General features: G+C 64.0%; 23 protein-coding genes. 14 read left to right on the forward strand and 9 right to left on the reverse strand.

Annotation, left to right across the window (positions count from 1 at the left end; all coding sequences use genetic code 11):
* Positions 1–459 precede the first annotated feature (459 nt).
* The 3 genes from erpA to clcA all read right to left on the reverse strand — a co-directional run bounded on the left by erpA (position 460) and on the right by clcA (position 3,075).
* On the reverse strand, positions 460–810 hold the full coding sequence (gene erpA, locus AACW18_RS13950) for an iron-sulfur cluster insertion protein ErpA (protein WP_042652973.1): 351 nt from the start codon (positions 808–810) through the stop codon (positions 460–462).
* A gap of 90 nt (positions 811–900) precedes the next feature.
* Positions 901–1,593 carry a DUF6776 family protein gene (locus AACW18_RS13955; RefSeq protein WP_218389009.1) on the reverse strand — a complete coding sequence of 231 codons (693 nt, stop codon included), beginning with the start codon at positions 1,591–1,593 and terminating at the stop codon, positions 901–903.
* An 87-nt stretch (positions 1,594–1,680) separates the two neighbouring features.
* Positions 1,681–3,075, reverse strand: coding sequence for a H(+)/Cl(-) exchange transporter ClcA (clcA, locus tag AACW18_RS13960; protein WP_218389010.1), 1,395 nt, complete (start codon positions 3,073–3,075; stop codon positions 1,681–1,683).
* Positions 3,076–3,301: 226 nt separating this feature from the next.
* Here clcA and hemL point away from each other — a divergent pair, with 226 nt between their 5' ends.
* On the forward strand, positions 3,302–4,588 hold the full coding sequence (gene hemL, locus AACW18_RS13965) for a glutamate-1-semialdehyde 2,1-aminomutase (RefSeq protein WP_218389011.1): 1,287 nt from the start codon (positions 3,302–3,304) through the stop codon (positions 4,586–4,588).
* A gap of 215 nt (positions 4,589–4,803) precedes the next feature.
* A complete protein-coding gene (locus tag AACW18_RS13970; protein WP_042653308.1) occupies positions 4,804–5,616 on the forward strand; it encodes a hypothetical protein in 813 nt (270 codons plus the stop codon).
* A gap of 80 nt (positions 5,617–5,696) precedes the next feature.
* Here AACW18_RS13970 and AACW18_RS13975 read toward each other — a convergent pair whose 3' ends face one another.
* Together AACW18_RS13975 and AACW18_RS13980 are read right to left on the reverse strand one after the other, a co-directional pair.
* On the reverse strand, positions 5,697–6,599 hold the full coding sequence (locus tag AACW18_RS13975; RefSeq protein WP_218389012.1) for a sulfite exporter TauE/SafE family protein: 903 nt from the start codon (positions 6,597–6,599) through the stop codon (positions 5,697–5,699).
* A gap of 265 nt (positions 6,600–6,864) precedes the next feature.
* Positions 6,865–7,569 (reverse strand): phosphatase PAP2 family protein, encoded by a 705-nt coding sequence (locus AACW18_RS13980; RefSeq protein ID WP_218389013.1) that lies wholly within the window; start codon positions 7,567–7,569, stop codon positions 6,865–6,867.
* A gap of 214 nt (positions 7,570–7,783) precedes the next feature.
* Here AACW18_RS13980 and AACW18_RS13985 point away from each other — a divergent pair, with 214 nt between their 5' ends.
* Positions 7,784–8,299 carry a DUF2937 family protein gene (locus AACW18_RS13985; RefSeq protein WP_218389014.1) on the forward strand — a complete coding sequence of 172 codons (516 nt, stop codon included), beginning with the start codon at positions 7,784–7,786 and terminating at the stop codon, positions 8,297–8,299.
* Between the two features lie 69 nt (positions 8,300–8,368).
* On the opposite strand, the gene AACW18_RS13990 is transcribed toward AACW18_RS13985, so the two are convergent.
* Positions 8,369–9,250, reverse strand: coding sequence for a LysR family transcriptional regulator (locus AACW18_RS13990; RefSeq protein WP_042652980.1), 882 nt, complete (start codon positions 9,248–9,250; stop codon positions 8,369–8,371).
* A gap of 157 nt (positions 9,251–9,407) precedes the next feature.
* Here AACW18_RS13990 and AACW18_RS13995 point away from each other — a divergent pair, with 157 nt between their 5' ends.
* Both AACW18_RS13995 and AACW18_RS14000 read left to right on the forward strand, forming a co-directional pair.
* Entirely contained in the window at positions 9,408–9,821 is a 414-nt protein-coding gene (locus AACW18_RS13995) for a DMT family transporter (protein ID WP_218389015.1), read from the forward strand.
* Positions 9,809–10,129 carry an SMR family transporter gene (locus AACW18_RS14000; protein ID WP_218291683.1) on the forward strand — a complete coding sequence of 107 codons (321 nt, stop codon included), beginning with the start codon at positions 9,809–9,811 and terminating at the stop codon, positions 10,127–10,129. The genes AACW18_RS13995 and AACW18_RS14000 overlap by 13 nt, the downstream gene beginning before the upstream one ends.
* Positions 10,130–10,208: 79 nt before the next feature.
* Here the strand turns inward: AACW18_RS14000 and gloA2 are convergent, their stop codons facing one another.
* From gloA2 to hrpB, 3 genes are all read right to left on the reverse strand, one after another.
* Positions 10,209–10,610 (reverse strand): SMU1112c/YaeR family gloxylase I-like metalloprotein, encoded by a 402-nt coding sequence (gene gloA2 / locus AACW18_RS14005; RefSeq protein WP_218389016.1) that lies wholly within the window; start codon positions 10,608–10,610, stop codon positions 10,209–10,211.
* A gap of 41 nt (positions 10,611–10,651) precedes the next feature.
* A complete protein-coding gene (gene mrcB, locus AACW18_RS14010; protein ID WP_218291681.1) occupies positions 10,652–12,973 on the reverse strand; it encodes a penicillin-binding protein 1B in 2,322 nt (773 codons plus the stop codon).
* 111 nt (positions 12,974–13,084) lie between these two features.
* Positions 13,085–15,544, reverse strand: coding sequence for an ATP-dependent helicase HrpB (gene hrpB, locus AACW18_RS14015; protein ID WP_218389017.1), 2,460 nt, complete (start codon positions 15,542–15,544; stop codon positions 13,085–13,087).
* Between the two features lie 98 nt (positions 15,545–15,642).
* Between hrpB and thpR the strand changes: the two genes are divergently transcribed.
* From thpR to AACW18_RS14060, 9 genes are all read left to right on the forward strand, one after another.
* Entirely contained in the window at positions 15,643–16,185 is a 543-nt protein-coding gene (thpR, locus tag AACW18_RS14020) for an RNA 2',3'-cyclic phosphodiesterase (RefSeq protein ID WP_218389018.1), read from the forward strand.
* Positions 16,186–16,263: 78 nt separating this feature from the next.
* Positions 16,264–17,007, forward strand: a complete 744-nt coding sequence (sfsA, locus tag AACW18_RS14025; RefSeq protein WP_218389019.1) for a DNA/RNA nuclease SfsA — start codon at positions 16,264–16,266, stop codon at positions 17,005–17,007.
* A gap of 119 nt (positions 17,008–17,126) precedes the next feature.
* A complete protein-coding gene (gene dksA, locus AACW18_RS14030) occupies positions 17,127–17,576 on the forward strand; it encodes an RNA polymerase-binding protein DksA (protein ID WP_005329052.1) in 450 nt (149 codons plus the stop codon).
* Between the two features lie 112 nt (positions 17,577–17,688).
* The gene (gene gluQRS / locus AACW18_RS14035) at positions 17,689–18,585 is read left to right on the forward strand and encodes a tRNA glutamyl-Q(34) synthetase GluQRS (RefSeq protein WP_218389020.1); all 897 of its coding nucleotides are present in this window, start codon (positions 17,689–17,691) and stop codon (positions 18,583–18,585) included.
* Positions 18,586–18,728: 143 nt separating this feature from the next.
* Positions 18,729–20,222 carry a polynucleotide adenylyltransferase PcnB gene (gene pcnB, locus AACW18_RS14040; protein ID WP_218389021.1) on the forward strand — a complete coding sequence of 498 codons (1,494 nt, stop codon included), beginning with the start codon at positions 18,729–18,731 and terminating at the stop codon, positions 20,220–20,222.
* A 10-nt stretch (positions 20,223–20,232) separates the two neighbouring features.
* Positions 20,233–20,730 (forward strand): 2-amino-4-hydroxy-6-hydroxymethyldihydropteridine diphosphokinase, encoded by a 498-nt coding sequence (folK, locus tag AACW18_RS14045; protein WP_042652989.1) that lies wholly within the window; start codon positions 20,233–20,235, stop codon positions 20,728–20,730.
* Positions 20,731–20,858: 128 nt separating this feature from the next.
* Positions 20,859–21,653 (forward strand): 3-methyl-2-oxobutanoate hydroxymethyltransferase, encoded by a 795-nt coding sequence (gene panB, locus AACW18_RS14050; protein WP_042652990.1) that lies wholly within the window; start codon positions 20,859–20,861, stop codon positions 21,651–21,653.
* A gap of 104 nt (positions 21,654–21,757) precedes the next feature.
* Positions 21,758–22,612: a pantoate--beta-alanine ligase gene (gene panC / locus AACW18_RS14055; protein WP_218291674.1), complete on the forward strand. Its 855-nt coding sequence runs from the start codon at positions 21,758–21,760 to the stop codon at positions 22,610–22,612.
* Positions 22,613–22,635: 23 nt separating this feature from the next.
* The gene (locus AACW18_RS14060; protein WP_218389022.1) at positions 22,636–22,983 is read left to right on the forward strand and encodes a putative quinol monooxygenase; all 348 of its coding nucleotides are present in this window, start codon (positions 22,636–22,638) and stop codon (positions 22,981–22,983) included.
* Positions 22,984–23,035: the final 52 nt, after the last annotated feature.

Consider the following 23,035-nt stretch of genomic DNA (forward strand, 5'->3'; position numbering starts at 1 on the left):
TGTTCGGCTTGTTATTGCTAACAAGTCGTTTTGGTCACTTCACCAGACATTGAAAATCAAAAATTGTTTTTGATGCTCGATGCTGTGAGTGCCCACACAGATTGCTTGATTCAAATTGTTAAAGAGCAGGGTTTGAAACTATAACCCTCACTGGGTTGCTTTGCAAGCCAGACCAGACGCGCACTGCGCCGTGCTGATGGAGGCGTATTATAGGGATCTGGTTCTTTCTGACAAGCAAAAACTATGTGTTTTTTTGAGAAAGATGTTCAAGTGTTTAATCAACAACCAAATCGTACAAGACACCACCACAAAGGGGCTCATAGGAGGTCGAAGGCGGCGGCAACGGGGTCGAGCAGGCTAGGTGCCAGCCTCTATAAAGAAGGCTCATATATAGGAGAGCTGGATGCGGAAATAGAAAAGGGCCCTATCGGACCCTTTCAAATGCGTGCCACTGACCCATCAGATGGAGAAGCTGGAGCCGCAGCCACAGGTAGTAGAGGCGTTGGGGTTCGTCACGGTAAAGCGGGAGCCTTCCAGACCTTCGGTGTAGTCCACGCTACCACCGACCAGATACTGCAGACTCATGGGATCGATCACCATGATGACGCCGCTCTTCTCGACGACGGTGTCCCCCTCGTTGATCTTCTCGTCAAAGGTGAAGCCGTACTGGAAACCGGAGCAGCCCCCTCCTGTGATGTAGACCCGCAACTTGAGCTCGGGGTTCTCTTCTTCGGTAATCAAGGTCTTGACCTTGTTCGCCGCCGCATCCGTCATCTGGATTGGCAACGGGGCTTCTGTTACTGCACTCATTACTGACCTCACAACCATTACATCCACAAACATGGAAACCGCGAAATTATCCAATACCCGACCATTTAGTTCAAGTATTCACCACTCTACTTACTGCACCACCGGCAGGGGGGCTGGCTGAGCCACCAGCGGCTTGAGCACCTCGCTCCATTCGGTCAGCAGTTCCTGTGCGGGTTGCCTACCCTCCTTGGCGATGGTGATGCGCACCCGATCCGGGATGAAGCCTTCCGGCAACTGCCAGTTCCCTTCCAATAACTGGAAGTAGCGCAAGGCATAGCGCCCCTCACCCGCCTTCATCCCCAGCTCCCGGCCACTGAGCGTCTTGGGTTTGTCTGCCAGGCTGCCCTCCACCCTGATCTGCACCTGGCCGCGGAACAGCTCCCGCTTCTTGGCGGGCTGAGTCAGGGCCAGACGATAGTGGTAGCGACCGGGCACGCTGGTCTCCTGCAGGGTGAGGTTGTCCACCACCACGCCGACCTGCTCGCCGGTGGGTCTCATGATCCGCTCGAAGAAGGCCAGCTGGCGTTTCTGCTCCTGCACCTGCGCCTCCTGATCCTTGAGCGTCTGCTGCAACTGCTCGAAGGCCGCCCTCTGGGTCGCCAGCAAGGTCTCCTTGACCCCCAGATCCGTCTTGAGCTGGCCAATGGCCTTGCTTTGACGCTCCAGAGTCTCCTGCTGCACCGTCAGCAGGCTGCTCTGGGCCAGCTCCTGCCGATTACCGACGAAATACCCGATGAGCGCCCCCATCACCAACACAATCAACAGCTTCACGATTCGGGACATAGGGCCTCTTCTATTACCACGCCATACCACGGCCACTTTCCCTTCACTATACGCGACCTCATCCGATTGATGCGGACAAACAAGGAGTTAACCGACAGTCACGCTGCTCTCTCCCCGCTTTGGACGCGCCGCGAGCCGTAAAGTTCGCTCCAGGATCTGGGAATAGATGGGACGCCCCCCCAGCCATTGCGCCACCAGTGTGGCCCCTATGGTGGTGATCATCATGGGCAGGATCAGCTGATAGTTGTCGGTCATCTCGGTCACCAGCACTATGCCGGTGATGGGAGCACGCACGGTCGCGGCAAACAGCGCCCCCATGCCGGCGATGGCGAAGGCACCCGGCTCTATGCCGAGATCGGGAAAGGCCGCATGGAACAGGTGGCCGAACACCACCCCAAACAGGGTGCCGAGGGCCAGGGTCGGGGCGAAGACACCACCGGGGGCACCGGAGCAGAAGCAGATCAGGGTGGCGATCAGCCGCACCGAGAAGATGAGGAACAGGGTCGCCATCGCATACTCATCGCCCATCAGGTGCGGGATCAGCTCGGTCCCGCCCCCCGTGACTGAGGGAGCAAACAACGACAGCACGCCGAAGGTGCCCGCCACCAGCATGCCGATGGCGACGAAGCGGTGGCGCTTGTTCTGATGCAGGGCCAGATAGCCGTCCTGACAGGCGAGCACCAGCTTGTTGAAGACGAATCCCAGCACGCCGAAACAGCCGCCCATGAAGAGGAACAGCCAGAGTGCCTTCAGGGTTGGCGCATCGTAGTGAGGCAGACTGATCACCGGCGCCTGCCCCTTCATGTTTTGCAGCATCAGGGTCGCCATCACGGCCGAGATCCCCACCGCCTTGATGGCGAGGAAGGAGTAACGGAACTGGGGCCGCATCTCCTCCATCACGAACAGGATCCCCGCCAGCGGCGCATTGAAGGCGGCGGCGAGGCCTCCCGCCGCCCCCGCCGCCAGCAGGGCATGGCCATGTTCCTTGGGCAACCGGAAGATATCGGCCACCATCTTGCCAAGGTTGCCACCAATCTGTACCGAGGGCCCCTCCCGCCCCAACACCATGCCCGAACTCAGGGTGCAGATGCCGCCGAAGAACTTGACCGGCAATACCCGCCACCAGCGCACCGGGCGCAGCTCATCCATGGCCCCTTCGATCTCGGGGATGCCGGAGCCACCCGCTTCCGGGGCGAAGGTGTGGGTGAGGAAATAGCCGACCAAGCCCAGCAGGGCACTGAACCCGAACCCCAGCAGGCCAAGCTGCCACCAGGGGCGATCGGCCAGCAGAGCGAGACGCTGATCGGCCATCCAGTGCACGCCGGATTCAAACAGTCCGCATACCAGCCCGGCCAGTATGCCCACCAGGGCGGCGAGCAGCAGCACCAGCAGCGGCATCTTGTCCTGCTGGATGAGGCGCCGCAGGGCGGGCGGGCGACGCGGCGGCGGAGATTCAGAAGAGGGGGGCACTTGTTGCTGCATGGGAGACCACGTTCATATCTTACCAGTTTCAAGAAACACCCGGCCCATGGCCCGGCTGCCCTGCACAGCGGCTTTCTGCTATAGTCGGCCGGTTTTCCTGTGTCACGGAGCGAGCCAGCGGCCCGGGTAGCGAGAGCGCAAAGCATACTCCTCCCATCCCTGGCTGCCGAGCCGCAATCGGCTACCGCCCCCAGTGTGACATCCAAAATCCCATTAAGGATGATCCATGTCAAAATCAGATCAGCTGTTTGAACAGGCCCGCCAGACCATTCCGGGCGGCGTCAACTCACCGGTCCGCGCCTTCAATGGGGTCGGCGGTACTCCCCGCTTCATCGATCATGCAGACGGTGCCTATCTCTATGATGTGGATGGTCAGGCCTATGTGGACTACATAGGTTCCTGGGGCCCCATGCTGCTCGGCCACAATCACCCCGCCATCAAGGCTGCGGTGATCAAGGCGGTGGAGAAGGGGCTGAGCTTCGGCGCCCCCACCGAGATCGAGGTGCTGATGGCCGAGAAGGTGCGCCAGATCGTCCCCTCCATGGAGCAGGTACGGATGGTGAACTCCGGCACAGAGGCGACCATGAGCGCCATCCGGCTAGCCCGCGGTTACACCAACCGCGACAAGATCGTCAAATTCGAAGGCTGCTACCACGGTCACGCCGACTCCCTGCTGGTCAAGGCCGGCTCCGGCGCCCTCACCCTGGGTCAGCCCAACAGCCCGGGCGTGCCCGCCGACTTTGCCAAGCACACCCTGACCTGCGTGTTCAACGATCTGGCGTCGGTGCGCGAGGCCTTCGAGCAGTACGGCAGCGAGATCGCCTGCATCATAGTCGAGCCGGTGGCGGGCAACATGAACTGCATCCCGCCGGTGCCCGGCTTCCTGGAAGGGCTGCGCGCCATCTGCGACGAGTTCGGCGCCCTGCTGATCCTGGATGAGGTGATGACCGGCTTCCGCGTCTCCCTGCGCGGGGCACAAGGCCACTACAACATAGAGCCGGATCTCACCACCCTCGGCAAGATCATCGGGGCCGGCATGCCGGTCGGCGCCTTCGGTGGCAAGAAGAAGGTGATGCAGTACATAGCCCCGACCGGTCCTGTGTATCAGGCCGGTACCCTGTCCGGCAACCCGGTGGCCATGGCCGCCGGCCTCGCCATGCTGGATCTGCTGCAAGAGCCGGGTCTGTATGAGCAGCTGAGCGCCAAGACCGCCCGGGTGGCCGAGGGGCTGAAGGCCGCCGCCGCTAGGCACGGCATCCCGCTCGCCATCACCCATGTGGGCGGCATGTTCGGCTTCTTCTTCACCGACGAGGCCGAGATCACCCGCTACGAGCAGGTGACCCGCTGCGACATGGAGCGCTTCAAGCGCTTCTACCACCTGATGCTGGCAGAGGGGATCTACCTGGCGCCGAGCGCCTACGAGGCCGGCTTCCTGTCGCTGGCGCACGGTGACAAGGAGATCGAACACACTCTGGCCGCCGCCGATCGCAGCTTCGCCAAGCTGGCAGGCTAAGCCACGCCGAAATAGTAAAGGGCCCTCAGGGGGCCCTTTTTTTCATCCCCCCCCCGGCAAGCCCTCCACGCGCGTCCCTCCCCTTTCTGGTGCGATCTCAGGGCGCCCCACCGCGCTTTGCCACCCCTTGGTGCAACATGCGCCACTCTGGCTGTCATAAAGCGGGCCCACTATTTGCAACAGCTAGTGCAGGAGCCCACTTGACCGAGGTCTATATGGCAGAGATGAGCCCCATCGATGTGCTGCGGCGCTATCAGGAATATGAAGCCGAGCTGGCCCCCCTGTTGCTGGGTCTGCTCACCCTGCCCCAGGATTCCCTCAAGGGCTATCCCTTCGTGCAGAGCATTGGTCAGAGCCAGGCCGCGCCGGCCATACTGGCCCCCGTCCCCGCCCCCCAGGCACAGCTGAGACTGGTGGTGCAGGGCCATGGCCGCGAGCTCGGCATCAACCTGCATCAGCTGATCGCCTGGCTGATGGGGGACAGGGAGCGGCGCCGCGCCATTCCCTGGTTCAGGGCGGTGTACGTGGTGCTGAGCCTGGCGCTATTTCTCATCGTCGCGACCCTGATCTGGCATGGCCTTGAGCAGATCTACCTGCTGCTGTGCGGCACCCAGCCGAACCGGCTCGGCGCCTTCAGCGCCATCATCTTCCTGACCCTGGCGCTGGCGGTGTTCGATCTGGGCAAGACCATTCTGGAGGAGGAGGTGCTGCTGCATAAGGACATCTTCCGCCACAGCGCCATCCGCCGCACCATCACCCGCTTCATCGCCGCCATCCTGATCGCGGTCTCCATCGAGGGCTTGCTGCTGCTGTTCAAGGGATCGCTCGGCCAGATCGAGCTGCTCTGGCCGGCGGTGGGGGTGATGGGTTGTGCGGTGGGGCTGCTGCTGGCGCTGGGGCTCTATGTCTTCCTCGGCGCCAAGGCCGAGGCGGCACTGGTGCAGGCCAGCCTGCGCCGCCCACCCGCGGAGGAGAGCGACGCCGGCCCACTCGCCAGGAGGCGCGGCTGGTCCAGGAGACATAAATGATGGCAGAGACCATCCGCCGTGCCGGCATCCCCTTGACGGGCTGTGTCCATATACCCGGCCAGCCCAGTCCTATACCCCGGCTAGCCTGCGCTCTCGGCCAGCTGGGAGCGGGGCTGATGGCGCGCCGCGCGCCAGGAGGCGTACATGGTCCAGGAGGTATAGATGACGACGAAGGCCACCAGCCATTTCAACATCTCCATGTCCATGGACTGCACCACCATGGCGGCCAGCACCACCCCGAGCGGGCCGAAGATGGCCACCGCCAGCACGGCCCTGGCATCGAAGGCCCCCCGCCGGATGAAGGTGCCCGCCGAGAAGACGCTGAGCACGGCGGTGGAGCCCATCATGATGGGGAAGGCCGCCATGGGGTTCATCCCCAGCAGATAGACCAGGGTCATGCAGGGGGCGAACAGGCCTATGCCGACGTTCATCAACACCCCGAACAGGAAGTTGCCGAGCAGGGCTATGGCCAGCTTGTAGCCCGTCAGCCCCATGGCCTCGCCGCCGAGGGGGAAGAGCCCCAGCAGCCCGGCGAAGATGAGCCCGGCCACCACCAGCAGGGAGACCGCCATCACCAGGCGGATGGTCTGCCGGTCGAAGGCCGCGACACGACTCGCCCCCCAGGCGGCTCCCGCCGCCGCCGCCGCCATCATGCCGATGAGGGTGAGCGGATCCACCTTGACCACGCCGATGAAGATCAGGGACTGGGTCACGGTCGGCAACACGCACTGGCCGTTGAGGGTGCCGGGCAGCAGCCGATCATCGATCAGCTTGAACTGCTTGTAGCAGGCGGTCTTCACCGCGAAGCTGCCAACCCCCAGGGTATCGAGAAAATTGGCGACGAAGCCGATGCCCGCCACCGGCCAGAAGGGGGTGGGCTCGAGCTCGCCCAGGCGCCGCTTGTGCCACCAGGCATGGATCAGCATGAAGATGAAGACCAGGGCGCAGCCGATGAAGAGCAGGCGCAGCAGATTGATTAACATTGGGGTTCTCCAGCAAGGGCGGCGATTCTAAGGCAGCAGAAATAAAAAAATCTTGGTCAGGATCAACCATTCACCCCATGCCAACGATTCAGGGGGCCAGGTCCGGGCAGACGAGTTCGAACGGCTCTGCTAATACTTGTCGATGAGGGCGCAAGCCCGGGGTCATCGGTCGTAATTATGGTCATTTCGCGACGACCACAGTCGCCGATGGTGCATAACCAAAAGAAGGCGGTTTTCAGCTGCCTTCTTTTTTATTGCGCCCCCCTCAACCTCGCAGCCGATGGCCCAGGGGCAACCAGCGGGGCAGCCAGGGCTCGAGGCGGTCGATCAGCCGATCCGAGCAGGGCGTCAACAGCAGCAACGGCAGACAGAGCAGGGCGAGACAGAGCGCACCGACATAGACATCCGTCAGCCAGTGGGCACCGGCGAGAATGCGGGGCGCCGAAAACAGCGGCACCATCAACACCGCAAGGATGCCGGCCCAGCGCGGCAGATAGCGCAGGGCAAACCCGGCGAAGATCATCAGAAACAGCGCATGATCACCGGGGAAGCTGTCACCGGCAGAGTCCTTGGTGGGGATGGCGCTGAGCTCGGTCAGCCGCAGCGCCCCTGCCACCGTCAGGGTGGGACTGGGACGCTTGACCGGCAGCAGATGACCCAGCTGGTTGATCAGCAAGGCCCCCAGCAACATGACGATGCCCATCGCCACCAGGCGACGGCGCTCCTGCCCATAGGCCCGGCCGAAGCAGGTCGCCAGGATAGCGCCCATGCAGGTCAGCGTGGCCAGATCGAACAGACGGTTGTTGGTGATGGCGACCAGATCGGCCCAGCGGGAGTATTGGCCCAGCCAGCCGTTGACCAGCCGGAAGGTGGCCAGATCCCATTGGTCCCATGGACCATGGCCCGGCAGGGCGGCCCAGCTGATGGCGATCAGGCCCCCGACCAGATAGAAAGGTACGAACTTGCTCATGCGAGCCTCCCTTCGAATGCGAAAAAAGGCCCCATGTTAAAACATAAAATTCGTGATTCAAATCACAAATTCGTGGAAGGCAATGGGAGAGGAATACCCTGCGAAATCTTATTCCGGCCACGCCAGCTGACACCCACACCGGATGGAGACACCACCTTGGCTCGCCCCCCCGTTGCGGCTAGTATGACGACTCCCTCTCTTCAGGATGATGACGATGCGCAGTTACCTTCGCATGATGCTGTTTGCGCTCGGTTTGCTGGCGGGTGTGCAGATACCTGGGCTGATCGATCTCTACTACCAGCGGCTGGATGCCCGCCTGCAGCAGGCCGACCTCAGTCTGGCGCCCTTCCAGGGCACCGCGGACAGGCATTTCGGCGGCGATCTGGCGGCCCTGGTCGAGCACTACAGCACCAACCCGGATCCGGTGTTTGCCCAGGATGCCGCCAGCCTGCAGCATCTGGTGAGCCAGCAGCAGCGCCTGCAACAGGAGCGCGCCTTCCAGGGCAAGCCCTGGTACCAGCAGCTGTCCCACCTGCTGCTGCAACCGGATCCCAGGCTCTGGCAGGATACCCTGCACAACTACAGCTATGTGGTGCCGCTCAAGCAGGCCGCCATCTTCTGTGGGGTGGTGGGGGGTCTGCTCGCGGCCCTGCTGGGGGATCTGCTGCTCGGCATCCTCTGGCTGCCCTTCCGCCCACGCCAGCCCGCACCGCGCCATGGCCTGCGCTGAGCCGGCGTCAGTTCAGATCAGCAAGAGGGGCCCCAGGGCCCATCTTGCTTTCCCCCTCCCCCGAGGCGGCTACTCGAAGGGCTCGAGATAGGCCTGAATGGCCTTCTTCAACCAGGCCAGCACCTTGCCATGGTGGGCATTCTCCGACAGATAGACCCCGTAGTCCCGCCACTGCAGGCTGAACTTGTGCTTCAGGGTCAGCAGCTCCCCCTGCCGCAGCTGGCTCTGGATCAAGGGGGAAGGGAGCACGGCCCAGCCGAGCCCGTCCAGCACCGCATCCCGCATCAGCTCGAAGCTCGACAGGCCGATGTGCTGGCCGCCGATGGGCAACAGGCTCTTGACCGAAAACTCGTCGACGTAGGAGAGCGTGACCTGGGTGTGGCCGGTCAAATCCTGCTGCAGGACCCGCTTCAGGCCGGCCAGCGGGTGGCTCGGCGCCACCACCATCAGGGTACGGATCGGATTGAGCACGTCGATATTGAGACCGCTGCGCTCCTGCTCCTCGGTGATGAGGCCAAAGGCGGCATCCACGAAGCCCTCCTCCACCAGGGCGGGCAGCTCGGGGGGCGAGGCCAGCACCAGGGAGATGCTGGTGCCGGGGAACTGGCGACGCAGGTTGCCCAGCAACTCGCGCCAGACCGGCTCGGGGATGGCGTCGTCCCGCGCCACCCGCAGCGCCACTTCGGCGCCTGAGGCGTGATGCTCGCACTTGAGTTTCAGGCTGTTGGCCGCCTGCAGCAACCGCTTGCAGTCGTCCAGCACCTGCTCACCGATCTCGGTCAACCGGCTCTGGTTGGCCCCTCGTTCGAAAAGGTCGACGCCAAGCTCAATCTCCAATGCGGCGATCGCCGTGCTGACGGCGCTGCGACTCTTGCCAAGACGCCTGGCCGCGTTGGCGATCGAGCCGCTGTCTGCTGATTCTACAAAGAGTTGTATCTGATAAAGCTTCATGATCGCGCTCTGATGGCGGAGTGTTCCAGACTCAGATTACCCACCCCCTTTTGGCAAGGCAAACCGTCAGCGTTCGAATAGCCGACGCTCAGCGATTCCTGAGCCCCGCCCCAGCCCGGCTATCCTCTCTCCCGTCGCAGCAACAAAAGGAAATTTTATGTTATTCAGACCGCTGTTTTTAGCGCGCACCTTCTTGACGGGCGCCATCCTGACCGAGGTGGCAGGCACCTCCAGCATGGCCCTGATCCCGGAGAATGACGCCGGTTGGCTCAACTACCTGCCGATGTGGCTGCTCATCTCCTTCTCCTATCTGCTGCTGGCCAAGGCCGCCAAAACAATCTCCATTGGTATTGCGTTCGCGCTCTGGGAAGGGCTGGGGATCGCACTGATCACCACGGTCTCGGTGCTGTTCCTGGGCCATGACCTGAATGCCCAGGAGTGGATCGGGCTGGCGCTGGCAATAGTGGGTATTGTTATGGTGACTATGGGTGAGAGCCACGACGCGCCGCAGGCCCGTCAGGCTGAGTCCACAGGCCCGCTCGGCGGGAAGGAGGCGACATGCACCCCTTGATCATAGTGCTGGGCGCGGCCCTGCTGGATGTGGGGGCCAACATGGCGATCAACCGCTCCCTCGGTTTCCGCCACAAGGGCTGGGGTTTTCTCGGCATACTGCTGGTGCTCTGCGCCTTCACCCTGCTCAGTGAGGCGGTGAGCACAGGCCGGATCGATCTGGCGGTGGCCTATGCCACCTGGGGCGCCATCGGCATACTCGGCACGGCGCTCGGGGGCCTGCTGCTGTTTGGTGAGCGGCTCAAGCCCGTCGGCTGGGCCGGCATCCTGGTCATGGCCCTCGCCGTCGGGCTGCTGACCACGGCCTGACCTTCGCCACTCGCCCAATAAAAAAGCCACCAGGCAACGCCTGGCGGCTTTTTGGGTTTGTGGCAGCCCGCGAGTAGGGCTAGCGGCCCGTCTCGTAGAGCTCAAGCGGCAGGCCATCGGGATCGGCGAAGAAGGTGAAGCGCTTGCCGGTCAGCTCATCGACCCGCACCGGCTCCACCGCGATCTGGTGCCCTTGCAGATGGGCGATGACGGGCTCGAGCGCCTTCACCCGAAACGCCAGGTGCCGCAGGCCACAGGCCTCCGGCCGGGAGGGCCGCGCCGGCGGCGCCGGGAAGCTGAACAACTCCAGCTGGCTACCGTCGGGCAGCGCCAGATCCAGCTTCCAGGAGTGGCGCTCCTCGCGCAGGGTCTCGTTGATGATGGGCAGCCCCAGCACCTCATGATAGAAGTGACGCGAGCGGCCATAGTCGCTGGCGATGATGGCCAGGTGATGGATGCCATCGAAGAGGGAAACAGTCATATCCACTCCAGAGAGACGGGCGGCCAGGCCGCCCGTCGTCGTTAGTTGAAGAAACCGCTGAACCAGTTATCCAGCGCGTTGACCGGGTTGGTCACCGGACTGGCGCAGCTGGCGGGTGCAGGCAATCCTGCCAGCTTGGCCGGCACCTGCAGACTGCCTGGGCAATCGCTGGCGACCCGGGCGCCGCTGGAGCGGGAGAAGTTGGCCCAGCTCACCCCTTCCGGCATCTTCAGCCCCAGGCTGTTGACCCCGCGCTGGCTCATGTAGCCGCTGAACAGCTGCAGGGCACCGCTGGCCCCGGTCAGCCCGGCGGGCTGGTTGTCATCCCGGCCGACCCAGATGCTGACCAGCTCGTTGTTGTCCATCCCGGCAAACCAGGAGTCGCGCAGCTCGTTGGTGGTGCCGGTCTTGGCGGCCATGGTGGCGCCGGGGAACTTGGCGCTCAGGGCGCGGGCCGTGCCCTGGCTCACCGTCTTGGTCATGGCGAACAGGGTCAGCCAGCTGGCCTGCTGGTCCGTCACCCGCTTGGCGGCCTGATCATGCTGATAGAGCTGGCTGCCATCGCTGTTGATGACGGCGCGGATGGCCGACAGCGGCTGGGTCAGCCCCTGGTTGGCGATGGGCAGGTACATCTGGTTCACCTCCATCGGCGACAGTGCCACCGCCCCCAGCACCAGCGACGGATAGGGCTGGATATCCTGATCGACCCCCAGCTTGTGCAGGGTGTCCACCACCTTGTCCAGCCCCACCTGCAACCCCAGGTTGACGGTCGGCACGTTGAGGGAGCTGGCCAGCGCCTCCATCAGCGGCACGCTCTGGCGGAACTTGCGATCGTAGTTCTGCGGCGTCCAGATCTGGCCATCCTGACCACGGATGCGGATCGGCTGATCCTTGAGCGGGGTGCCCAGGGTCAGGCCATTGGAGAGGCCGGTGAGATAGACCGCCGGTTTCACCAGGGAACCTATCTGGCGACGGGCATCCAGCGCGCGGTTGAAACCGGCGTAACGCGGATCCCGGCCACCCACCATGGCGACCACCTCCCCCTTGTGCCAGTCGGAGACCACCATGGCCGCCTCCAGCTTCTTCTTGCCACGCTGCTTCTCGATGAGGGCGAGGCCGGACTCCACTGCCTGCTCGGCGGCGTGCTGGGCGATGGGATCCAGGCTGGTGAAGATCTTGAGGCCGGACTGCTTGAGCAGATCCGGGCCGAAGCGGCTCTGGATCTCGCGCTTGAGCAGCCCCATAAATGCCGGCGTACGGCCATAGCTCATCTGGCCACGGGCGATGATGCCGAGCGGCTGCTTGCTGGCCAGCTCGTATTCGGCCGGTTGCAGGCTACCATGATCCATCAGCAGCTTGAGCACCAGATCCCGGCGCGCCTTGGCTCGCTCGGGGAAGCGCCAGGGATCGTAATAGGAGGGGCCCTTCACCAGACCCACCAGCAGCGCCACCTGATCGATGTCCAGCTCGTTGACCGGGATGCCGAAGTAGAAGTAGGAGGCGAGCCCGAAGCCATAGACCCCCTGGGAGAAGTTCTGCCCCAGATAGACCTCGTTGAGGTAGGACTCCAGGATCTCGTCCTTGCTGTAGCGGTAGTCGATCAACACCGCCATGTAGGCTTCCTGCAGTTTCCGCCACAGGCTGCGCTCCCGGGTCAGGAAGAAGTTCTTGGCGAGCTGCTGGGTGAGGGTACTGCCCCCCTGTACGGTGCGACCGGCCAGCAGGTTGGCCGCCATGGCGCGCATGATGGCCACCGGCGAGACGCCGCCGTGCTGGTAGAAGTCCCGATCCTCGGTGGTGAGCAGGGTGATCAGCAGGCTGTCCGGCACCTCGGCGATGCGCACCAGCAGGCGATCCTCCCGATCCTCGGTGTTGAGTCGGTCCAGCAACACCGGGTCCATCTGGGCATAACCCAGCTGGCGCTGGGTCTCCAGGGACTGGATCCCCTCCAGCCGGGCGCCGTTGAAGGTGAGCCGCAGGCCGCGGGCGCCGTCGGCGCCGTCAGAGAATTCGAACGGACGGCGGACCAGCTCGATGCGATTGCCGTTGATGGCGTACTCGCCCGGGGTATGGGGCTGGCGCACCTGCTTGTAGCTCAGCATGTTGAGCTCGCGCAGCATCTGGGCCTGGGAGATGCGCTGGCTGGGATAGAGCTCCAGCGGACGGCTGTAGACCATCACCGGCAGCTGCCATTTCTCCCCGTCGAAGCGCTCGCGTACCTTGGTATCGAGGTAGATGCCAAATACCACCATGAAGGCGCCCACCACCAGGGAGAGCTTGAAACCAAGCCAGAACAGCTTGCGCCAGATGGTGCGGTTGGGCGCCGCCTTCTTGGGGGTACGCTTGCGTTGTTGCGTTGCCATGAATCCTCTTTGCTATTCGTTATGTCGCCATCGCGGGCGTAGTCATTATCTCATTGGTCTTGGCGAGAGCCGTAGGGCCGATTGCGCTTCGCCAATCGAGCCTGACTTCCTCTACATGCCCATCTTCTTCTTGGTCACCCGGGTCGGCATCGCCTCGAGGGGATTGTCCGGCCAGTAGTGACGGGGATAGCGCCCCTTCATCTCTTTCTTCACCAGCGCATAGGAGCCGGCCCAGAAGGCGGCCAGATCGGCGGTGATCTGCAGCGGCCGCTGGGCCGGCGAGAGCAGCTCCACCACCAGCGCCACCCGGCCATCGGCCACGCAGGGGGTGCTGGCCTGGCCGAACATCTCCTGGATCCGCACCGGGATCACCGGCGCCTGACCCGGCTGATAGCGGATCCGCACCCGGCTGCCGGTCGGTGCGGCAAAGTGACTCGGCAGTGCCTCGTCCAGCCGCCTCGGCAGCGGCCAGGGCAGGGACTGGCGCAATATGTCCACCAGGTTGAGCCGCTTCAGCTGCTCCAGCCGGGTCATGCCACTCAGGGCAGGCAATAACCACTCTTCCAGCCGGGCCAGCAGGCTCTCGTCGTCCATGGCGGGCCAGCCCTCATCCGGCAACCAGTCGGCAGCGCAGCGCAGGCGGGCCAGCAGCCCTTCACTCTGCTCATCCCAGGGCAGCACGTGCAACCCCTTGCGGCGAATGCCCTGCAGCAGGCAGCGCCCCTTCTGCTCGTCCGACAGCTCGGTCAGCGGCCGCTGGCTCAGCACCAGTTCGCCGAGCACCTGCTGGCGCTCGGCCCGCACCCGCGCCTCCCGCTCGTCCCAGTCGAACCACTGGCGCTCGCTCACCAGCTCGGGCAGCAGGCGGACCAGCTCGTCCAGCTCCACTGGCTCGGCGATGAAGATGCGGCTGCCGCGCTCGTTCTGCCCCATCTCGATGGCGATCAGGGCGCCTTGTCCCTGGCATGGATGACCTTCTACCAGATCGCAGCTCACCCCACCACTGAGTTGATAGCGGGTGGCGCTGCGCAACTTGCCGATCCGATCCGGCCAGGCGAGGGCGCACAGCAGCCCCAGCCACTGCCCCTGAGCCTCCCGTGGTGCAGAGCCGGGCCGCACCCCGAGCCGCTCGAACCAGCGGGCGGCGCCCTGACGCAGGGCTCCCAGGCGGCGGTGGAACAGCACCGAGAGGCGCTCGGATCCTCGCAGATCCTCTTCCAGCAGCGCCACCAGATAAGCGGCATCGGCGACAATCCCTGTCAGACCCTCGGCTTCCAGCTCCCGGGCCCGCAGCAGCAGGCGCGCCAGCCGGGGATGAGTGCCGAGCGCCGCCATGGCTCTGCCCTGGGGGGTGAGTTGTTGATCGCTGCCCGGCTGCATGGCCCCGAGGGCCACCAGCAGACGCTGGGCGCCGGCCAGCGCGGCGGCGGGGGGCATATCTAGCAGCGGCAGGCTCTCCACCCTGGCCCCCCACTGGGCGGCATCCAGCAGCAGGCCGGTCAGCTCCTGGGTCAGGATATCCGGCGGGCTCTGCTCGGCGAGGCGCTCCTGCACCTCGCCGCTCCACAGCCGGTAGCAGACACCCGGACCGAGACGACCCGCGCGGCCCGCCCGCTGGGTGGCGGAGGCCCTGGCGATCTGGCGGGTCTCCAGCCGGGTGACACCGCTCTTCAGATCGAAGGTGGCGCGCCGCTCCAGCCCGCTGTCGATGACGACCGAGACCCCCTCTATGGTGAGGGAGGTCTCCGCCACATTGGTGGTGAGCACCAGCTTGCGACTGCCCGCCGGCGCCGGCTCGATGGCCGCCTGCTGCGCCGCCATGTCGAGGCGACCATAGAGCGGTGCCAGGCGCACATCATCCGGCAGCCGCCCCGCCAGCCACTGGGCCAGCCGCTCTATCTCCCCCTGCCCCGGCAGGAACACCAGGGCGCTGCCGGCGTGGCTGGCCAGCGCCTCCAGCACCACGGCGCCCAGCTGGGGCTCCAGCCACTGCTGGCGATTGGCGGGGCGATAGTGGTAGTCGATGGGGAAGCCGCGCCCCTCGGAGCGGATGACGGGGGCGTCCGGCAGCAGGCTCTCCAGCGCCATGCCATCCAGGGTGGCGGACATGATCAGCAACTTGAGATCGTCGCGCAGCCCCTGCTGGCTCTCGATGGCGAAGGCCAGGGCAGTGTCGGCATGCAGGCTGCGCTCGTGGAATTCATCGAAGATGATCAGGGAGACGCCAGGGAGCTCGGGATCCTGCTGCAACATCCGGGTCAGCACCCCCTCGGTCACTATCTCGAGCCGGGTCTGGGCACTGACTCGGCTCTCGCCGCGCACCCGCAGGCCGATGCGCTCCCCCACCTTCTCGCCGAGTTGGCGGGCCAGGAAGGCGGCGATGTTGCGCGCCGCCAGCCGACGGGGCTCCAGCATGATGATGCGACCGGGCAAGCGGGCCTGGCGCACCAGCTCCAGCGGCAGCAGGGTTGACTTGCCCGCGCCGGGCGGCGCCTGCAGGATCACGCTGGCGTGGTGGTCGATGGCATCAAACAGCCCGGACAGCACCGAAACGATGGGGAGTTGGGACAAAGCGGCGAAAACCTTCTGTGATGACCTTAAAAACGGCGTCTATTCTGCCATAGAATGGGGCCATGTTATGAGCGTGAAAAAAAGGCACCATCCCCCGAATGGCCAAACTCTTCTTTGCCCTGCCCCTGCACGAGACTGCCCCCGAGCTGATCGACTGGCGTGACCGACGCCCCTGGCCCGGCCTGCCGGTGCCGGAGATCAACCTGCACCTGACCCTGGCCTTTCTCGGCGAAGCCGACGAGGCCACCCAGGCCAGGCTGATGGCCGCCGCCGAGCGTCAACACTGCCCACCGCTGCGCATCCCGTTGGATCAGACCGGCTGGTTCCACCGCGCCAAGGCCGCCTGGGTGGGACCCAGCGAGTGGCCGAACGAGTTGAATGTGCTGGCCAAAGCGCTGCGGCGCCACGGCGAGAGGCTGGGCCTTGGCAACGGCGAGCAGGGTTATCGCCCCCATGTCACCCTGTCGCGCAAGGCCGGCGAGGCCCCCGCCGAGCTGCCGGCGCCGGATTTCGTGCTGACCGCCGATCACTTCTGCCTCTATCGCTCCGTCAGCACGCCGGACGGGGTCTGCTACCAGCCGCTCGCCTGCTGGCCCCTGCGCGCCCGCGCCAAGGCGGACACGCGAGAAGACCTGGCCTGATGAGCCATCCCCTTTGCAACCCAGCGGGTTGCTCGCCCAGAGAAACAAACAACAAACAATAAGAAAGGACAGCGCCCCATGATTTTCGATCCCCCTCTGCAATCCGGCCTGCTGGTCTCCCGCTACAAGCGCTTCCTGACCGACGTGCTGCTGGACGATGGCGAGCAGATCACCATCCACTGCGCCAATACCGGTGCCATGACCGGTTGCGCCGAGCCGGGCACCCGGGTCTGGTACTCCACCTCCAACAATCCCAAGCGCAAGCTGGCCCACAGCTGGGAGATCGCCGAGAGCCCGGCGGGGCACTTCATCTGCGTCAACACCGCCCGCGCCAACCAGATAGCCCGCGAGCTGATCGAGCAGGGGGCGCTGGCCCCCTTGGCGGGCTATGCCAGGCTGCGCACCGAGGTGAAATATGGCGAGGAGAACAGCCGCATCGATTTGCTGCTGGAGGATGACCACAAGCCCGATTGCTACATAGAGGTCAAGTCCGTCACCCTGCTCGACGAGCGGGCGGCGCCGGAGATGGGCTACTTCCCGGATGCGGTCACCACCCGTGGCGCCAAGCACCTGCGCGAGCTGATGGCCATGAAGGCGGCGGGGCATCGCGCCGTGTTGTTATTCATGGTATTGCACTCCGGAATAGCGCGGATGCGTCCTGCAACCCACATAGATCCGCACTATAGTCAGCTTATTGAGCAAGCCATGGCGGCAGGGGTTGAAATTTTATGCTATCGCCCCCATGTTGGGGTGCAGAGCATGGTGGCCCAAGGCTTTATTCCGTTTGAATCTGGCCACCTGCAACCCGAGGGCAGCGAATAAATGCTGGAATGGGTAACATTATTGGCAAGGCTTGTTTGCCTCCAGTTGACCCTTCTGCTATAGATACCGCCCTCAATTTACGGATGGCACGAGTAGCGTGCTGAATTAGGAGACAGGGCATGCCAACAGGCGAAAACAGGAAATCTCTGGGCCCCCTGGCCATTGCGGGTGTAGAGCCTTACCAGGTGAAAGCCGGTGAGGAGTACATGAATGACCAACAGAAGGTTCATTTCCGCAAAATCCTGGGAGCCTGGCGTAACCAACTGATGCAGGAAGTTGACCGCACCGTTGACCATATGAAGGATGAGGCTGCCAACTTCCCGGATCCAGTCGATCGCGCCGCGCAGGAAGAAGAGTTCGCGCTCGAACTGCGTACCCGCGACCGTGAACGCAAGCTGATCAAGAAGATCGAGAAGACCTTGCTGCTACTCGAAGAAGACGACTTTGGTTACTGCGAACACTGCGGTATCGAAATTGGTATTCGTCGCCTCGAAGCCCGTCCGACCGCCGACCTCTGTGTCGACTGCAAGACACTGGCTGAAATCAAGGAAAAACAGATGGCCGGCTGATGCCGACCCTCGACATAGTCAAAAAAGGGAGCTTGCGGGCTCCCTTTTTTATTGAGCTTTTAGCACTGGCATCCCAGAATGCAGCCTCAATGCATCGTCTACCCGAATCTCCATGGCCCTGACTCCCCTCTCCCGACCCTATGTCGGTCGCTTCGCCCCCTCCCCGTCCGGCCCGCTCCACTTCGGTTCGCTGGTGGCGGCCCTCGGCAGCTTCCTGCAGGCCAGGGCGCAAAGGGGACGCTGGCTGGTGCGCATCGAAGACATAGATCCGCCGCGGGAGATGGCCGGGGCCAGTGAGCTCATCCTCCATACCCTGGAGGCCCATGGCCTGCATTGGGATGGGGAGGTGATCTACCAGAGCCGGCGCCACGCCCGCTATGACGAGATCATCGAGCGGCTCTACCGGGCGGGGGACCTCTACTGGTGCCGCTGTACCCGGCGCGAGATCATGGCCGGCGGCGGCTTCTATGGCGGTCACTGCCGCGAGTTGGGGCTGGCACCGGCAGGCTGCGCCGCCCGCCTGCGCCAGCGGCACCCCGTCTATCATTTCGATGATGCGCTGCAGGGGAGGATAGCCGTGCCCGCCGCCCTGGCGGAGGAGGACTTTATCGTTCGCCGCCGCGACGGGCTCTATGCCTACAACCTGGCGGTGGTGGTGGATGACATGGACAGCGGCATCAGCGAGATAGTGCGTGGCGCCGATCTGCTGGAGCCCACGGTGCGCCAGATCGCGCTCTACCAGACGCTGGGGGCCGGCGTGCCCGACTGGGTGCATTTACCGCTGGCGGTGCTGGCGGATGGCAACAAGCTCTCCAAGCAGAACCACGCCCCGGCACTGTCCCTCGACGAGGTGAGGCCGGCGCTGTGGCAGGCGCTCGCCTTCCTCGGCCAGTGCCCGCCCCCCGAGCTGCGAAGCTGCCGCCTCGAGGAGATCATCGGCTGGGGAATAGAACACTGGCGGCTGGAGCTTGTCCCCCGCCAGCCAAAGATCGCCCTGGCGACCAGCTGAGCAGGTTCAGACTAGAGGAATAGACAGCGCTGTTGCTTGTATGACCAGACCCGAATAAGGGAAGCAGGCCACACCGTTTCTCATTTGGTCAGGCCTGAGCTATGATAGGCCGCTATTTTTTGGCCTCCCGTCAATTTGAAGTCATGAAGAGGTGTACCATTTTTTCCCAGATCGCAAACTTTTGCCGCAAGGTGCTCGGCAAGGACGACGGCGAGCAGTCGGTTGAATCTACCCTGCCGGTCCACGTAGCCGGCCAGCGTCGAACCTTGAGCCGCGACCAGCACCCCATCTCGCGCAAAGAGATCAGCGAGAATGCGCTCAAGGTGCTCTACCGCCTGAACAAGGGTGGCTATGATGCCTACCTGGTCGGGGGTGGTGTCCGGGATATTCTGCTCGGGAAGACACCAAAGGATTTCGACATCGCCACCAACGCGACGCCGGAGCAGATCAAGGCATTGTTCAGCAACTGCCGCCTGATCGGCCGCCGCTTCCGCCTGGCGCACATCGTCTTTGGTCGTGACGTGATCGAAGTGGCCACCTTCCGGGGTCACCACCATCAGGTCAATACCAGCAAACATGTGTCGGCCCAGTCTGATGAAGGCATGCTGCTGCGCGACAACGTCTACGGCACCATCGAAGAGGATGCCGAGCGCCGTGACTTTACCGTCAACGCCCTCTACTACAGCGCCAAGGATTTCACCCTGCACGATTTCGAGGGTGGCATCGAGGATCTCGCCCAGCGCAAGCTGGAGCTGATCGGTGACCCCGAGACCCGCTACCGGGAAGATCCGGTGCGGATGCTGCGGGCCGTGCGCTTCGCCGCCAAGCTGGACATGACCATCAGCCCGCGTACCGCCGCCCCCATCAAGGAGCTGGCGCCGCTGCTGCAGGATATCCCGCCCGCCCGCCTGTTTGAGGAGACCCTCAAGCTGTTCCTGGCTGGCGATGGCCTGGCGACCTACAAGCTGCTGCGCGAATACGGGCTGTTCCAGCCGCTGTTCCCGCAGGTGGCCGCCCTGTTCACCCCCCATGGCAATTCGCCGTTCGAGCAGTTCATCGAGCTGGCGCTGATGGACACCGACACCCGGGTGCGTGAAGACAAGCGGGTCACCCCCGCCTTCCTCTACGCCTCCCTGTTGTGGGGCGCCGTCGAGGCCCGTGCCCGGGTGCTGGAAAACGAGAGCGGCCTGCCCTGGCACGACGCCTTCATGCTGGCCATCAACGAGGTGCTGGATGCCCAGGTACGGATCATCGCCGTGCCGCGCCGCTTCACCACCGACGTGCGCGACATCTGGGCGCTGCAACAGCGGCTGACCCGTCGTCAGGGCCGTCACCCCGAGCGGGCCATGGAGCATCCGAAGTTCCGCGCCGCCTTCGACTTCCTGTTGCTGCGCAACCGGGTCGAGCGTGGCCTCGGCGAACTCGCCAGCTGGTGGGAACGCTATGTGGAATCCAACCCGGATGTGCGCCCGCAACTGCAGCGGGAAGCGACCCGGGGCGGTGAGCGCACCCTGCAGCGGGAAGCGACTCGCGAGGGTGAAGGCGCACCGGCACCGGCTGGCGAGAAGCGCAGCGGCAACAGCAACAGCCGCAATCGTCGTCGCCCCCGTCGTCGCAAACCGAAAGCGGCCGAGTGATAAAAAAGTGATGACCGAGGTCTTCGTTGCCATCGGCTCCAACCTGGGGGATCCCATCGCCCAGGCCAGGCGCGCCGTCACCGCATTGGCGGCGTTGCCACAGACCGAATTGCTGCAGGCCTCATCCCTTTACGGCAGCCGCCCCATGGGCCCTGCCGATCAGCCGGACTACGTCAATGCCGTGGTGCGGCTCAATACCCGGCTCGGCCCCCTGGCCCTGCTGGATCAGCTGCAAAGAATCGAGTTGGAACAGGGACGTGTGCGCAAGGACGAGCGTTGGGGTCCAAGGACCCTGGATCTGGATCTGTTGCTCTATGGGGAGCAGGTCATCCAGCATGAACGCCTGACCGTCCCCCACTACGGCATGAAGGAGCGGGAATTCGTGCTGCTCCCCCTCGCCGAACTTGCGCCCGCTCTGGTACTGCCCTGCGGTACCCCGCTCTCCGAACTGGTCGCCCGCTGCCCGCGCAATGGTCTCGTGATCCTTGCCGACGCCACGGGTGCGTAGACGAGTCGCCGTCATGAGCAAGATTGCCACCACCATCCTGCGCCAATCCAGGCCGACCCGTCAGACATTCACCGCCATCGCGACCCCGAAGATCATTCCCGACCTAGTGGGCGAGTAGGAGCAACCTAATGAGCAAGATCACCACCACCAGCCTGCTGAAGATGAAGCAGGACGGACAAAAAATCACCGCCATCACCGCCTATGACGCCAGCTTCGCCAAGCTGTTCGACGACGAGGGCGCCCAGGTGCTGCTGATCGGCGATTCGCTGGGCATGGTGCTGCAAGGGGGAGAAGACACCCTGGCGGTCAGCATGGACGAGATGGTCTACCACACCCGCTGCGTGGTGCGTGGCACCAGCAAGGCGCTGGTGGTCAGCGACATGCCGTTCATGAGCTACGCCACCCCGGAGCAGACCTACCAGAACGCCGCCCGACTGATGGCCGCCGGTGCCCGCATGGTGAAGATGGAAGGGGGGGACTGGTTGTGTGACAGCATCCGCCACCTGACCCGCAACGGCGTCCCCGTCTGTGCTCACCTGGGCCTGACCCCGCAATCCGTGCACGTGTTTGGCGGCTTCAAGGTGCAGGGCCGCGATGAGTTCCACGCCCAGGAGATCTACCGCCAGGCGCTCGAGCTGCAAGCGGCCGGGATCCAGCTGCTGGTGCTGGAATGCGTGCCGGTCAGCCTGGCCGAGCGCATCACCAAGGCGCTGCGCATCCCGGTTATCGGCATAGGTGCCGGCCCGGCCACCGATGGCCAGATCCTGGTGATGCACGACGCCTTCGGCATCACCTCCGGCTATGTGCCCAAGTTCACCAAGAACTTCCTGGCCGAGACCGGCGATCTGCATGCCGCCGTCCGTCTCTACGTGAAGCAGGTCAGCGAGGGCACCTTCCCCGGTCCCGAGCACTGCTTCAACTGAGCAAGGCCTCATTCATGGCAACGGGGGCATCAGCCCCCGTTTCGCCATCCATATCCAGGCTGATTTAACCCCTCTCTCTTTGATGTATCCGAAGGTAACCGCCGATGTTGGTTGTGAACAATCCCGTCGATCTGCGTGAACAGATCGGTCAATGGCGCCGTGAAGGGCGCACCATCGCATTCGTGCCCACCATGGGCAATCTGCACCAGGGCCATCTCACTCTGGTTGAACAGGCGCGCCGCCACGGCGAGAAGGTGGTGGTCAGCATCTTCGTCAACCCGCTGCAGTTCGACAAGGCCGATGACCTCGCCAACTACCCGCGCACCCTGGAGCAGGATTGTGCCGCCCTGCAAGGGGCCGGCGTGGATCTGGTGTTCACGCCGACCCCCGAGCTGATGTATCCCCACGGCCTGGCCAGCCAGACCTTCGTCGAGGTGCCCGGTCTCTCCGGCCTGCTGGAAGGGGCGCTGCGCCCCGGCCACTTCCGTGGCGTCAGCACCGTCGTCGCCAAGCTGTTCAACCTGGTCCAGCCGGACCTGGCCTGCTTCGGCCAGAAGGATTACCAGCAGCTGGCGCTGATCCGCAAGATGGTGGCCGACATGGCCATCCCGGTCGAGATCGTCGGCGTGCCGACGGTGCGAGCGGAGGACGGGCTGGCGCTGTCATCGCGCAACGGCTACCTCAGCGCCGCCGAGCGGGCCCTGGCCCCCGAGCTGGCCCGCACCATGAACTGGGTCGCCGAGCAGATCGAGGCCGGTGATCACCACCTGCCCTCCCTGGTGGCCCAGGCCAGCCAGCGCCTCGATAACGCCGGCTTCAGGACCGACGCCATCGACATCGTCGATGCCGATACGCTCGAATCGGCCACCGAGGCCAGCGAGCGACTGGTGATCCTGATGGCCGCCTATCTGGGCAAGGCCCGCCTCATCGACAATTGTGTGGTCACGCTCGGGGCCTGACAGGTCACGACAAGGAGAAAGAGATGTCCAAGAAGATTTATTGCATCGCCCAGTTCCAGCCCAAGGCCGGTCAGGAGCAGGCGCTGTTTCAGGTGTTGCAGGGGCTCGAGCCCAACACCCTGCGGGAAGATGGCTGCCAGCAGTACATAGTCACCCGCCACATCCCCAGCCCCTTCGCCGAGGGCGAGAGCTTCCCCATCGCCTTCAACGAGATCTGGCGCGACATGGCGAGCTTCGAGGCTCACTGCCAGCGCGCCGAGATCAAGACCTTCTTCGAGCGCCATTGCCTCGCCGAAGACGGCATAGTTGCCAAGTGGAACGTCTGCATCTACAGCGATGAGCCGGCGCACTACGACGCCCCCGTCTTCTGATCCCTTCAAGTCCAAAACAAAAGGCGCCCGTGGGCGCCTTTTTTCATGGTGC

Origin of the sequence: Aeromonas sp. sia0103 (assembly GCF_963895295.1) — a bacterium.
Taxonomy (GTDB): Bacteria; Pseudomonadota; Gammaproteobacteria; order Enterobacterales; family Aeromonadaceae; genus Aeromonas; species Aeromonas encheleia.

Coding starts and splice junctions, on each gene's coding strand:
- erpA (WP_042652973.1), bottom strand. CDS start 810: ATGAGTGCAGTAACAGAAGCCCCGTTGCCAATCCAGATGACGGATGCG.
- AACW18_RS13955 (WP_218389009.1), bottom strand. CDS start 1,593: ATGTCCCGAATCGTGAAGCTGTTGATTGTGTTGGTGATGGGGGCGCTC.
- clcA (WP_218389010.1), bottom strand. CDS start 3,075: ATGCAGCAACAAGTGCCCCCCTCTTCTGAATCTCCGCCGCCGCGTCGC.
- hemL (WP_218389011.1), top strand. CDS start 3,302: ATGTCAAAATCAGATCAGCTGTTTGAACAGGCCCGCCAGACCATTCCG.
- AACW18_RS13970 (WP_042653308.1), top strand. CDS start 4,804: ATGGCAGAGATGAGCCCCATCGATGTGCTGCGGCGCTATCAGGAATAT.
- AACW18_RS13975 (WP_218389012.1), bottom strand. CDS start 6,599: ATGTTAATCAATCTGCTGCGCCTGCTCTTCATCGGCTGCGCCCTGGTC.
- AACW18_RS13980 (WP_218389013.1), bottom strand. CDS start 7,569: ATGAGCAAGTTCGTACCTTTCTATCTGGTCGGGGGCCTGATCGCCATC.
- AACW18_RS13985 (WP_218389014.1), top strand. CDS start 7,784: ATGCGCAGTTACCTTCGCATGATGCTGTTTGCGCTCGGTTTGCTGGCG.
- AACW18_RS13990 (WP_042652980.1), bottom strand. CDS start 9,250: ATGAAGCTTTATCAGATACAACTCTTTGTAGAATCAGCAGACAGCGGC.
- AACW18_RS13995 (WP_218389015.1), top strand. CDS start 9,408: ATGTTATTCAGACCGCTGTTTTTAGCGCGCACCTTCTTGACGGGCGCC.
- AACW18_RS14000 (WP_218291683.1), top strand. CDS start 9,809: ATGCACCCCTTGATCATAGTGCTGGGCGCGGCCCTGCTGGATGTGGGG.
- gloA2 (WP_218389016.1), bottom strand. CDS start 10,610: ATGACTGTTTCCCTCTTCGATGGCATCCATCACCTGGCCATCATCGCC.
- mrcB (WP_218291681.1), bottom strand. CDS start 12,973: ATGGCAACGCAACAACGCAAGCGTACCCCCAAGAAGGCGGCGCCCAAC.
- thpR (WP_218389018.1), top strand. CDS start 15,643: ATGGCCAAACTCTTCTTTGCCCTGCCCCTGCACGAGACTGCCCCCGAG.
- sfsA (WP_218389019.1), top strand. CDS start 16,264: ATGATTTTCGATCCCCCTCTGCAATCCGGCCTGCTGGTCTCCCGCTAC.
- dksA (WP_005329052.1), top strand. CDS start 17,127: ATGCCAACAGGCGAAAACAGGAAATCTCTGGGCCCCCTGGCCATTGCG.
- gluQRS (WP_218389020.1), top strand. CDS start 17,689: ATGGCCCTGACTCCCCTCTCCCGACCCTATGTCGGTCGCTTCGCCCCC.
- pcnB (WP_218389021.1), top strand. CDS start 18,729: ATGAAGAGGTGTACCATTTTTTCCCAGATCGCAAACTTTTGCCGCAAG.
- folK (WP_042652989.1), top strand. CDS start 20,233: ATGACCGAGGTCTTCGTTGCCATCGGCTCCAACCTGGGGGATCCCATC.
- panB (WP_042652990.1), top strand. CDS start 20,859: ATGAGCAAGATCACCACCACCAGCCTGCTGAAGATGAAGCAGGACGGA.
- panC (WP_218291674.1), top strand. CDS start 21,758: ATGTTGGTTGTGAACAATCCCGTCGATCTGCGTGAACAGATCGGTCAA.
- AACW18_RS14060 (WP_218389022.1), top strand. CDS start 22,636: ATGTCCAAGAAGATTTATTGCATCGCCCAGTTCCAGCCCAAGGCCGGT.